The following is a 12101-nucleotide window of genomic DNA, read 5'->3' on the forward strand; positions in this document are numbered from 1 at the left end:
CCTAACTCAATACAATTCATGAACTTTCGAACGAAGATTTTATTTGTTTCGTTCGCTCCTTTTGTGTTTTTTACCATCGCATACAAAATAATGAGGTTCCTATGTTTGGAATATTCAAACCTAAGGCGCACATTGATCGTCTGTCCCCAGGCAGTATCGATAGCACCTACTCTCGCCTCCGTTGGCAACTCTTTATCGGTATATTTGTTGGCTACGCCGGTTACTATCTGGTTCGTAAAAACTTCAGTTTGGCGATGCCTTATCTTATCGAGCAAGGCTTTAGCCGCGGTGACTTAGGTGTCGCGCTGGCAGCTGTTTCCATTGCATATGGTCTCTCTAAATTTCTAATGGGCAGCGTATCTGACCGTTCCAACCCTCGCTATTTCCTTAGTGGCGGCCTACTGATGTCTGCATTAGTGATGTTTTGCTTTGGCTTTATGCCATGGGCGACTGGCAGCGTCACTGCGATGTTCATTTTGCTTTTCTTGAACGGTTGGTTCCAAGGCATGGGGTGGCCCGCATGTGGACGAACCATGGTGCACTGGTGGTCACGTAAAGAGCGTGGTGAGATCGTTTCGGTTTGGAACGTGGCACACAACGTGGGTGGCGGTTTGATTGGTCCACTATTTATTCTTGGCCTGTGGGCATTTAACGATGATTGGCGCACTGCATTTTATGTTCCTGCATTTTTCGCCACGTTGGTTGCTGTGTTTGTTTGGATGACGGTTCGCGATACGCCTCAATCTTGTGGTTTGCCACCGATCGAAGAGTATAAAGACGATTATCCTGATGACTATGACAAGTCGCACGAACAAGAAATGACAGCCAAGGAAATCTTCTTTAAGTATGTATTCAACAACAAGCTGCTTTGGTCGATTGCAATTGCAAACGCATTTGTTTACCTAATTCGCTACGGCGTACTGGACTGGGCACCTGTTTACCTAAAAGAAGCGAAGGATTTCTCGGTAGATAAATCGTCATGGGCTTACTTCTTATACGAATGGGCCGGCATTCCAGGCACATTATTGTGTGGTTGGATTTCAGACAAATTGTTCAAAGGTCGTCGTGCACCTGCTGGCATCTTATTTATGGTGTTAGTGACCGTTGCAGTGATGGTTTACTGGTTTAACCCTGCTGGTAACCCAATGGTGGACATGATGGCGCTGATTGCAATTGGCTTCCTAATCTATGGTCCGGTTATGCTGATTGGCTTGTACGCACTTGAACTCGCTCCGAAGAAAGCCGCCGGTACTGCTGCTGGTCTTACTGGTTTATTTGGATACTTAGGTGGTGCGGTGGCTGCAAACGCGATTCTGGGTTACACGGTAGACCACTTTGGCTGGGATGGTGGCTTTATCATCTTAGTTGGTTCTTGTATTACTTCTATTGTGTGTTTGATGTACGCCTTCTTAGGTGAGCGTGCGCACCACGAGCAAAAAGAGCGCGAAAAGGAAGCGCTAGCGTAATATTTATTTAAAGAGGCAGTGGAATACTGCCTCTTCGCTTTATCAAGGAAATAACAATGAAAACAAAGTCAGTATGTCTTACTTTTTTAGCACTTAGCCTCTCAGCTGGTGCGATTGCAAAACCACTTGTAATTGCACACCGTGGCGCATCGGGTTACTTGCCTGAACACACGCTAGAAGCCAAAGCGCTTGCTTACGCAATGAAACCTGACTACATAGAGCAAGATGTGGTAATGACGAAAGACGACCAGTTGGTCGTATTGCATGACCATTACTTGGATCGCGTAACGGATGTTGCGGAGCGTTTTCCTGATCGTGCACGCAAAGACGGTCGCTACTACGCGATTGATTTCACACTGGCGGAAATCAAATCCTTGCGAGTAACTGAAGGCTTTAATATCGATGACAAAGGTAATAAGGTCGCTGGTTATCCGACACGATTCCCTATGTGGAAATCGGATTTCACTGTGCCGACGTTTGCTGAAGAGATAGAGTTGATCCAAGGCCTTAACAAGACGTTGGGCTACGACATCGGTATTTACCCAGAAATTAAAGCGCCTTGGTTCCATCGACATGAAGGTAAGGACATTTCTAAAGCGGTACTTAAAGTATTAAAGCATTACGGTTACGGCTCGCAAGACGACAAAGTTTACCTGCAGTGTTTTGATGCGAACGAACTGCAACGCATTAACAGTGAGTTGATGCCCGCAATGGACATGGATTTAAAGCTCGTTCAGCTCATGGCTTACACCGATTGGAACGAAACTATGGTGTACAAAGGCGATACAGCAACGCCATACAGCTATGATTGGATGTTCGAAGCCGACGGCATGAAGAAAGTGGCGAGTTACGCCGAAGGTATTGGACCTTGGAAGCCGATGCTGGTGGATGATAAGTCAACCAAAGACAATATCATCATCAAGCCGTTGATGAAGGCTGCAAAAGACGCTGGCTTGCAAGTGCATCCATACACGTTCCGTGCCGATCCAGGACGCATTCCAGCGTACACGGACAGCTTTGAAGGCATGATGGATGTGTACTACAACCAAGTAAAAGTGGATGGTTTGTTTACTGATTTCCCAGATAAAGCGGTCAGCTTTTTAAATCAGTAATCAGCACACACGCATTTTGCTTTAAGCTAAAAAATCCCCCAACAGTTTCCTGCTGGGGGATTTTTCTTAACTATTTATTAGTTGTTTTTATGCAGTTCGCTGTTCAGTTCAACCGCGCTCTTGTTTGCAAGACACTCGATTTGACCTGTCACAGAGTTACGACGGAACAGTAGGTCAGAAACACCAGCAAGGTCGCGTGCTTTCACCACTTCGACTTCTTGACCAGCAGAATCTAGCATGCGCACTTTAGAACCAGCAGTCACGTACAGACCTGATTCGATAGTACAACGGTCACCCATTGGGAACCCAAGACCTGCGTTTGCGCCTAGTAGAGAGTTTTCACCGATGGAAACCACCACTTTACCGCCGCCAGATAGTGTACCCATGATAGATGCACCGCCACCGATGTCTGAACCGTTACCAACAACAACGCCAGCAGAAATACGGCCTTCAACCATGCTCACGCCAGTAGTACCCGCGTTAAAGTTGATGAAGCCTTCGTGCATTACCGTTGTGCCTTCGCCAACGTGTGCGCCAAGACGAACGCGAGAAGTGTCTGCGATACGAACGCCAGCTGGTACCACGTAGTCCACCATTTTAGGGAACTTGTCTACGCAATCTACGCTTAGCGTACGGCCAGCTAGGCGAGCTTCGATTTGACGCTCAGCCAGCTCTGGTAGGTCGATTGGGCCTTCGTTAGTCCATGCGATGTTGTGTAGTAGACCGAAGATACCATCCAGTACTGTGCCGTGTGGCTTAACTAGACGGTTAGAGATAAGTTGAAGTTTTAGGAAGCCTTCAGCAACAGATTGTGGCTGTTCATCCGTAGCTAGAATAACCAGTACAAGCGGCTGTGCTGATTCTGCTGCTTTGGTTGCGAAAGATGCGTTTGCTGCATCGCCGTTTGCTTCGAACGCCGCCGCAAGTTCTGCGCTTTGTGCTGCAGAGATCTCGATAGCTTGGTTGCCTTGTTCGTAACCTGCTACTGCTGCTAGTGCGTTAACAAGCTCTTCATTTGGGTTAAGAACTGGGTTTGGAAAAAACGCTTCAATGATTTTGCCATCGCGGTTTTTAGTCGCTGTACCAAAGGCTAGAGAAAAGAAAGCCATAGTTGATCTCCATGTGTTGAGTCTTGTGTCTCGTCTGTTCACTGACAAGAAATAATTAAGTTGTCAGCCATCATAATGAGAGTGCTAGGGAGTTTAAAGAGGGGAAATAGATAAAGTCTGTAGATGGATACCTTTTGTCTTTTGGGAGATATGTTTGTCTGATGAGAAATGTGGTTGTGAGGTGATCAATTAGCAGGTGTTTGTTGAAATGAAAGAAGGCGATTTGTCGTATCTGTGCTCGAAAGAAAGGGCGATCTTTCCATGATGATGTGTGCCTTCAGATATAAAAAACGCCACATGATGCGGCGTTTCTTTAACAAATGAGAGGCTTATGCAGCGTCTTCTTGCTTGTCTTCTTCTACAGATTCAAGCTTTTTTGCTTTCTTTGGTGCTGGTTTGCGTTTTGCACCCAGTGCGTAAAGCACTTCTTCTTTGTTTTGAGCGAGGTACATCGCAAGATCTTCTTGCTTACCTTCGTCTTCTAGAAGTTCACTTTTACCTAGCAGCGTGAATAGTTCGTCTGCCATGTCTAGCATTTTATCGTATGCGTCAGCTTCCGCTTTAGAGGTAAAAGTCATTTTCTCTTCTCCATTGCGTTCTACCACGTACTTGACGATTACAGCCATGGTTGGTCCCCTAACTTGGTGTATTGATACTGGCTTTTTATACAGTTTTTGACCAGTTAAGTCTAGCGACAAGCCTAAGAATGAGAGACACGTACAACTAACTGACCAGCATTTAAACTATCTCCGTTTTACTTGGAGGGCGTATTCTCTAGATAAAGGTTATTTGGTCGTTCCCAATCTTGGCAAAATTCGATAAACGTTCTGAGTAGTGGGCTTTGGTATTTCTCTTTGTGGACCAGTAGCCAGAAGCGACGTTTCATATCCAAAGGCATGTCGAGCAGTTGCACGCGACCGTCACGAATAGCAGGTTCAGCAGACAAGCGTGACAAGCAGCCCAAGCCTAGCCCCGCCGATACTGAGTTGATCAGCGCTTCGGTGGTATTGAGCTGAAAAGCTTCATGCCAATGTTCCAAGCGCGGCGCGACAACGCGCATAAAAAATTCGCGTGAACCAGACCCCGCCTCTCGCAATATCCATTCGCTGTTTTCTAGCTCGGTTAAATTTAAGGGTCCTTCGTTCGCGGCTGGGTAATCTGGCGTGCAAATCACGCACATTTCATCTTCGCTAAACTGGGTGGACTGCAATTCAGGGTGAAGTGTTTTGCCTTCAATGAGGGCAATGTCTAACTCGTAATCGGTCAGCATGTCGCAGATTTGTGCAGAGTTAGAAATGAACAGGCTTTGGGAACGATGGTGCGTTTGTTGACGAAATTCGCTAAGCAAATAGGGCGCGACTTGGTTGCCAATGGTGTCGCTGGCACCAATGCGAAGTTGTCCCGATAGCGCTTGGTCACCATCGAAAATGCTCTCGATGTCTTTGGCTCGGTTGAGTAATTCATCCGCTAGTGGCAGCAGTTTTTGACCTTCTTGGTTCAAAATTAGTCGGTTATTAACACGATCAAACAAATGATGGCCGATCTGTTTTTCTAATTCTGAGAGTGCCATGCTCACTGCCGCTTTCGATAAAAAGAGACTATCAGAAGCCGCTGTGAGTGTTTTGTGCTGCGTGATCGTCGTAAACACTTTCAGTTGTTTAAGAGAAATGTGACTTGCCATACCCCACCGTTAAGTAATTTTGAACGTTTGTTTTAAATAATTAGATATATCGGAACGAAGTGCAAGCGTATTATACGCTCCATCAAGAGTGAGTCTGGTTGAGGTCATCATGATTCAAAGAACAAAAGCAAAAGTAATGGGAGCACCAACTCCGATGGCGGGTTTGGCTCTTGGTATTGCAAGCTTAGGCTGGAGTTGGGAAAACTTCGCCGAATTACATGGCTACGGACAGTGGATTAGTGCGGGTATCGCGAGCGTATTGTTGGCTATATTGGCAACCAAGTTTTTGCTACATAACCATCTATTGAGACAAGATCTTGCTCATCCGGTTGTGGGCAGCGTGGTTCCGACATTTGCGATGGGCACTATGGTGGTATCGAACTCTCTCGGCCATTTTTACCCATTGGCTGGTGATGTACTTTGGCTGATTGCGGTGGTTCTGCACATCGTGTTCTTGGTGAGCTTTGTTTACCATCGCGCCAAAGATTTTGAATTACATCACATGGTTCCTAGTTGGTTTGTACCGCCAGTGGGTATCATCGTTGCGGATGTGTCTTTCTCTGGCAACCCGATGTTAGCACCAGTGGCACAAGGTGCATTGATGTTTGGTATGGTGGCGTACGCGATCATGTTGCCGATGATGATTTACCGTTTCATGTTTACCCATGAAATTCCGGATGCAGCGAAACCAACAATGGCAATCATGGCAGCGCCAGCAAGTCTATCATTGGCGGGGTACTTAACGGTCACTGCGACACCATCACCAGTGATCATCGCTATGCTATTTGGTATCGCGGTATTGATGACAGCCATCATTTACCTCGCATTCTTTAAATTGCTTAAACTGCCATTTAGCCCAGGCTATGCGGCGTTCACTTTCCCGATGGTGATCGGTGCGACTGCGCTGTTTAAAATGGCGAATTGGATGGAGTTGCAAGGATTGGCTGCGCACTATGTTCAACAAGTGCGAGGCTTAGCTGGTCTTGAGTTGATTGTGGCAACATTTGTTGTCTCTTATGTGGCTTTACAATACATCAACAACTTATTGATTCAGCCACGCTTGATGAGCGTGCATCACGCTTAAATAGCAGATAGGGAAAAGCCTCTTGGTCTTACTGCCAAGAGGCTTTTTTATTTCAATCGGCGTCGATGTTGGACACTAGCCTTTTTTGTAAAATCGCGACATCTCATCCAGAGAATGACGAATGATATCGACAGGAACTTTCTGTTCTTTCTCGACTTTTAATTGGCGATTCAGTTGCTGAGAGTGCCCGCCAGGGTTGACCACAAGCATCAGTTCTTTGCCGACCAATGCATAGTTGTAGTAGCTGCCAGCAATATACCAATCGCGAGGGGCAGAACTATCAAACAAGTTATGACCAACGCTGTATGAACTCGTTGTGCCTTGAACGTCAAACAGCGTATTCATCATGGTTGGCACGACGTCAAAATGGGTCGTGCGGTAATCAACTTGCTCTGGCTGACGATTTGGCATGTACACGTAAAGAGGCACATGTACTTGAACGTCACTGTAGTTACCCGTGTGGCCCCAATAGTTCATCTTATGGTCATTAAACTCTTCACCATGATCTGATGAAATCACCACAATGGTATTGTCTAAGTCGACGTTTTTCAGCACATCACCAATCAAGCTATCGATGTAGTACAACGAGTTCTTGTATCGATTGTGGTAAAGCGAAGCGTCAAAATCGTTGTTGAGCAAAATGTGGTCAACGCGTTCCCAGTATGGTTTGAATTTCGCAAATTCAGGTTCAGGAAACACCGTGCCGTGGGCGGCATCGTAGAACAGAAAACCAAAGTACGGCTTGTCGCTGTCCTGCTTTTGGAACTCGATGAACTTGTCTGTGATCTGCTGATCGCGCTCGACGGCCGTTTCCCCACTTTGTTTCAAGGTCAAGTCCGACACTTTTTTGAATACCGTGCGAGAAAGTGGCGGGCTGGTGAGCGGTGCCGAGCCAAAAATGCCCATGCGGTAGCCTTCTGCTTGCAGCGTATCCATAAAAACAGGAGAGCGTTGGCTTGCGTAAAAGCTTTCCCAGTAGGTCGCGGGCAAGCTGTAAAACAGGCTGAAAATACCCGCTTGAGTTGAGTTGCCGCCGCTCATATGTTGTGTGAAATTCACTGTTTTTTCGGCGAACTTGCTGACATTTGGCATGACTTCCGGCGTCGCATCACTGTAGCGCCACGCGTCAACCAAGATAAACAAAACATTGGGCTGTTTCTCTTTGCTTTGCACTTGAATCGGCGCAAGCGGGTAGTTGAGTGAGCTCCGTTCAATGTTGGTTAACTCTACGCGGTTCTTCGATGCAATGTTCTCATCCACTAGGTCGTGTTTGTAAATAAATTTACGAGCCGTCAGCGGGTAGTAAAGTGGCCAGTTATTCGAAAACTGACTGACTTCATCGTCGTAAAGCGCGTTTTTGTACGCATGAATCATCTGTGTGCTGAGCAATACAGCAAACCAGACGCTGATCAAAACGAACTTAGCTCGGCTTTGTGCCAGTTTATTACTTACCCAAACGGTACAGGCGAGCCCGATCACCAGAACGGCAACTTCACTGATGAAGATTAGCCAACTCATCCAAGAAATATCGAAGACATCACCGCCACCTTCGAAAAACATACGGATTAATAGGGCGTTGATGTGAAGTTTGTATTGCTGAAAAACGAGGATATCGACTTTAAACATGATCAATAGACAGATCGCGATAGCGATCACGATACCTTTGAATGCTCGAGTCGGTAGAAAAGAGAGCAATAAACTCAACAACATAAATGGAAGAGCGATCAAGCCCAGCCAGCCATATTGAGTCGCAACCAAATAGTAACCTTGCAACAAGGTTAGCGGTTCATTCTGATTGTTAGACAACACAAAAGGATAACAAGCGATCGACAGGTACACTGCAAAGCAAGCAAAAAAAGCAATCAGCCAAGCGCTGTTGGAAGACAGTTTGCGAAACATACTTTTTGTTTGTTTATAAATTATGGGTAGAGAGAGTATAAAACAGTGTTTTTTATTATGGAATAGTTGCGACGAATGTCACATTTTGTATGGAAGTGTCAGACTTGATTGACATGTGAAAATTCAGAAGATTCATACTCTATTTGAGTGATATATAACCTTTTGTTTTTTCCGAACGCGAGATCACTGCGGGTTTAAATGGGGCTGTGCTAAGCTAGCTAACAGTTTCAATCGGCGCTCGGTATTCCCAATTTGTTTACTGTTTATCACTCCAACCAAGTTGACGTTCTTAAATCACTCCTTGTCGAACTGATTCGAATCAGTCCGCTGGAAAACCCGTTCGAAAAAGAACAAATTCTGGTTCAAAGTCCGGGCATGTCCCAGTGGCTAAAAATGGAATTGGCCAAAGAGTTTGGTGTTGCCGCGAACATTGATTTTCCGCTTCCTGCTACCTTCATTTGGGAAATGTTTACGCAGGTGTTGCCAGACGTGCCAAAACGCAGTGCGTTTAACAAAGAAGCGATGACTTGGAAGTTGATGCATCTGCTGCCGGGGCTTCTCAACCAAGACGTGTTTTCGCCGTTAGCGCAGTACCTCAAAGATGACAGTGATCACTCTAAGCTGTATCAGCTGGCTGAGAAAATTGCCGATATTTTCGATGGTTACTTGGTGTATCGTCCGGAGTGGATCGCAAGTTGGGAAGCTGGGCATAGTGTGCCAGAGCTGGAAGATGAGCATCCGTGGCAGCCGATCTTATGGCAAGCGTTGTATGATCACACTGTGTCATTAGGACAGTCTCCATATCACCGTGCCAACCTTTATGAGCACTTTATCGACACGTTAGAGAGTTTTAACGGCAATTTTGACCATTTACCCAAGCGTTTGTTTGTTTTTGGCATTTCTTCGTTGCCGCCTCGCTATATGGATGCGCTAAAAGCAATTGGTGAACACATCGACGTGCATCTGATGTTCACCAACCCGTGTCGTTATTACTGGGGTGAAGTTCGAGATCGCAAATATCTGGCTCGTTTGGCGGCGAAACATCGTCAGCACGTTGTGTGGCATGACGATCACTCGGAAGTGCAAGGTGAAACTGAGCAACTGAAAGGATCACTGGAAGATAATGTGATCGATGAGCTGCACACCGATGTGGTCGGAAACAGTCTGTTGGCGTCCATGGGTAAACTCGGGCGTGACAATATGTATCTGTTGTCTCAGCTGGAGTCTCATGAAATTGAAGCGTTTGTTGATGTTGAGCGCGACAGTCTGCTCCATCAATTGCAAGCGGATATTCTCAATCTTGAAGAACATCAAGATGACCAACAGATTGAAAACAGTCATCACAAACAAGTGGTTCGCTTGGGTGATAAATCACTCAGCCTGCACGCTTGCCACAGCCCGATGCGTGAAGTGGAAGTGCTGCATGATCAACTATTGGCGATGTTCGATGCTGACCCAACGTTAAAACCGCGCGATATTATCGTGATGGTCGCGGACATCAACGCTTACAGCCCTGCGATTCAGGCGGTCTTTGGTAACGCACCGGGTGAGCGTTTTATTCCCTATTCGATTTCTGACCGAACCGCCGACCAAGAGAGCCCAATTCTTGCCGCATTTATGCAGTTGGTGAACTTACCCAATACGCGCTGTTTGGCATCAGAACTACTCGAACTTCTGGAAACTCCGGCGATATTAAAGCGTTTTGAACTCAGCGAAGATGATTTCTTACAAGCCAAACAATGGGTTGAAGAATCGGGAATTCGCTGGGGGTTGGATGCCAATACCGGACGCGAATTTGAACTGCCGGAAACCCGTCAAAACACATGGCAATTTGGTATTCAACGCATGTTGCTTGGCTACGCGATGCCAGAATCCGCAGGTTTGTTTGAAACCGAGCAAGGCAGTTTGTCTCCGTACAACGAAGTGCAAGGCATGGGCGCAGAGCTTGCGGGCAAGTTGGCACACTTTATCCAACAAATTAGCACTTATCGAAGCAAACTTTCTCATGTTCAGACTATTGATGGTTGGCGAGAGACTTTGGTTTCACTGCTGGATGACTTCTTCTCAGTTGAGTTAGAAGGTGAAATGGCGCTCAAATCCATTCGCGATACGCTCAGCCAACTCAAAGAGCAATTGGCTGATGCCGCATTTGATGATGCGTTATCGCCGTCGATCATCAGCCAGTACCTTCAAAACAAATTATCTGGCACACGAGTCAGCCAGCGCTTCCTTGCTGGTCAAGTGAACTTCTGTACCTTGATGCCGATGCGCTCTATTCCGTTTAGAACCGTTTGTCTACTGGGGATGAATGACGGCGTGTACCCGCGTTCCATGCCGCCGGAAGGTTTTGACTTGATGACGGGAAGAACCAAACCGGGCGATCGTTCGCGCCGAGATGATGACCGTTACCTATTCCTCGAAGCGATGTTGTCTGCACAGCAAACGCTGTACATCAGTTATGTTGGCCGTTCAATCCAAGACAACACCGAGCGAGTGCCCTCGGTATTGGTTTCTGAGCTGATGGAATACTGCCACCAAAACTATTGTTTAAGTGGTGATGAAGCGTTGCCCGTTGATGAGTCTGGCGACAACTTGTTAAACACGTTGGTGAATACCCACGCCATGGTGCCGTTTAGCCCAAGTGCGTTCCAAGGCATGCACGCCAGCTACGCGAAAGAATGGATTCCAGCGGCATTGACTCAAAGTAGTCAATCGCAAGGCTATGTTCGTCGTGATTTTAACCGTGCATTAGACGACTATCTGTTAGGCGCGACGTTCCCACTTGAGCTCGACCTAGTCGAATTGCAACGTTTCTGGCGCTTACCGGTGCAGTATTTTTTCAATCGTCGCTTAAAAGTAATCTTTGAACCGCCACTGCCGGTGATGGAAGACGACGAACCCTTTGCTTTAGGTGGTTTGGAAAGCTATCAAATGCGTGATGAGCTGCTAGAAACCTTGCTTGAAACGACATTGATACAGCCAGAGAAAAAAGCAGAAATGCTTAAACACTTTATGAGTCAACAGCGCGCGCAAGGCAAACTGCCGGTGGGGGCGTTTGGTGATATCGAATTTGAAACCAACCGAGTTCAGGCGGAAGAGCTGGTGGATAAACTGGCGTTTTTATCTGGTGCGCCCCAAGACGATTTGGAAATCGACCTGACGTTTGATTCCTTGTTTGAGCGAAATGAAGGCGAAGAGAAAAACGTTCGCCTAACAGGTTGGCTAACTCAATGCTACCAATCCGGTTTGATTCGCTATCGAAGCGGTAAGATTCGATCGCAGGATTACCTTGCTGCGTGGATCGATCACCTTGCCATGTCGGCGTCGGGTCATGCTAAGAAAACCCATCTGATTGGCTACGATCGTAAAGAAGGCGCGCTGCATTTGATCTACCCAGAAATTGCCGATGCGCAGTATGCCAAACAGCTACTGACTGAATTGGTTCGCTTGTTCTTCGAAGGCATGACTAAGCCTTTGCCTTATTTCCCGAAAACGGCGTTGGCTTGTGTTGAAGCGGGCTTTAGCCGCGGTCAGTGGGTCGATGACGAAGAGAAATCTTTGAAGAAAATGGCTGACGCATTCAATGATGGCTTCATGAGCCCGGGCGAAGGCAATAACGCGTACATCTCTCGAATTTGGCCTGCTTGGAATGATGAGTTGGCCTCAGAAGTTCGTTTGCTGACAGCATTAGTTCTGCAAGGTGCGCGCTTAGCGGTTCAAGACGCTGATGACGTAAAAGCGTAATAAAGA

Annotated in this window: 8 protein-coding genes; 4 read left to right on the plus strand and 4 right to left on the minus strand. The window is 46.6% G+C overall.

The features are described 5' to 3' along the window. Positions 1-101: 101 nt before the first annotated feature. Positions 102-1466, plus strand: a complete 1365-nt coding sequence (gene glpT, locus B7360_RS02970; protein WP_006742417.1) for a glycerol-3-phosphate transporter — start codon at positions 102-104, stop codon at positions 1464-1466. 56 nt (positions 1467-1522) lie between these two features. Then, on the plus strand, positions 1523-2578 hold the full coding sequence (gene glpQ / locus B7360_RS02975; protein WP_085342700.1) for a glycerophosphodiester phosphodiesterase: 1056 nt from the start codon (positions 1523-1525) through the stop codon (positions 2576-2578). Positions 2579-2655: 77 nt separating this feature from the next. Here the strand turns inward: glpQ and dapD are convergent, their stop codons facing one another. The 3 genes from dapD to B7360_RS02990 form a co-directional block, all read right to left on the minus strand. Then, positions 2656-3687 (minus strand): 2,3,4,5-tetrahydropyridine-2,6-dicarboxylate N-succinyltransferase, encoded by a 1032-nt coding sequence (gene dapD, locus B7360_RS02980; RefSeq protein ID WP_085342701.1) that lies wholly within the window; start codon positions 3685-3687, stop codon positions 2656-2658. Positions 3688-4016: 329 nt separating this feature from the next. Further along, the gene (locus B7360_RS02985) at positions 4017-4313 is read right to left on the minus strand and encodes a YebG family protein (protein WP_041852896.1); all 297 of its coding nucleotides are present in this window, start codon (positions 4311-4313) and stop codon (positions 4017-4019) included. 128 nt (positions 4314-4441) lie between these two features. Continuing rightward, positions 4442-5368, minus strand: coding sequence for a LysR substrate-binding domain-containing protein (locus B7360_RS02990; protein WP_085342702.1), 927 nt, complete (start codon positions 5366-5368; stop codon positions 4442-4444). 109 nt (positions 5369-5477) lie between these two features. On the opposite strand from B7360_RS02990, the gene B7360_RS02995 reads away from it, so the two are divergent. Beyond that, the gene (locus tag B7360_RS02995) at positions 5478-6452 is read left to right on the plus strand and encodes a TDT family transporter (protein ID WP_085342703.1); all 975 of its coding nucleotides are present in this window, start codon (positions 5478-5480) and stop codon (positions 6450-6452) included. Between the two features lie 75 nt (positions 6453-6527). Here B7360_RS02995 and B7360_RS03000 read toward each other — a convergent pair whose 3' ends face one another. Then, the gene (locus B7360_RS03000; protein WP_085342704.1) at positions 6528-8351 is read right to left on the minus strand and encodes a DUF3413 domain-containing protein; all 1824 of its coding nucleotides are present in this window, start codon (positions 8349-8351) and stop codon (positions 6528-6530) included. Between the two features lie 252 nt (positions 8352-8603). On the opposite strand from B7360_RS03000, the gene recC reads away from it, so the two are divergent. Continuing rightward, a complete protein-coding gene (gene recC, locus B7360_RS03005) occupies positions 8604-12095 on the plus strand; it encodes an exodeoxyribonuclease V subunit gamma (protein ID WP_085342705.1) in 3492 nt (1163 codons plus the stop codon). The last annotated feature ends 6 nt before the right edge of the window (positions 12096-12101 follow it).

This window comes from Vibrio sp. ArtGut-C1 (assembly GCF_002105475.1).
Classification (GTDB): Bacteria; Pseudomonadota; Gammaproteobacteria; order Enterobacterales; family Vibrionaceae; genus Vibrio; species Vibrio diabolicus.

What these genes read in the sequence shown, in the direction of transcription:
- B7360_RS03000 (WP_085342704.1), bottom strand. Translation starts at nt 8,351, where the DNA reads ATGTTTCGCAAACTGTCTTCCAACAGCGCTTGGCTGATTGCTTTTTTT.
- glpQ (WP_085342700.1), top strand. Translation starts at nt 1,523, where the DNA reads ATGAAAACAAAGTCAGTATGTCTTACTTTTTTAGCACTTAGCCTCTCA.
- B7360_RS02985 (WP_041852896.1), bottom strand. Translation starts at nt 4,313, where the DNA reads ATGGCTGTAATCGTCAAGTACGTGGTAGAACGCAATGGAGAAGAGAAA.
- dapD (WP_085342701.1), bottom strand. Translation starts at nt 3,687, where the DNA reads ATGGCTTTCTTTTCTCTAGCCTTTGGTACAGCGACTAAAAACCGCGAT.
- glpT (WP_006742417.1), top strand. Translation starts at nt 102, where the DNA reads ATGTTTGGAATATTCAAACCTAAGGCGCACATTGATCGTCTGTCCCCA.
- B7360_RS02990 (WP_085342702.1), bottom strand. Translation starts at nt 5,368, where the DNA reads ATGGCAAGTCACATTTCTCTTAAACAACTGAAAGTGTTTACGACGATC.
- B7360_RS02995 (WP_085342703.1), top strand. Translation starts at nt 5,478, where the DNA reads ATGATTCAAAGAACAAAAGCAAAAGTAATGGGAGCACCAACTCCGATG.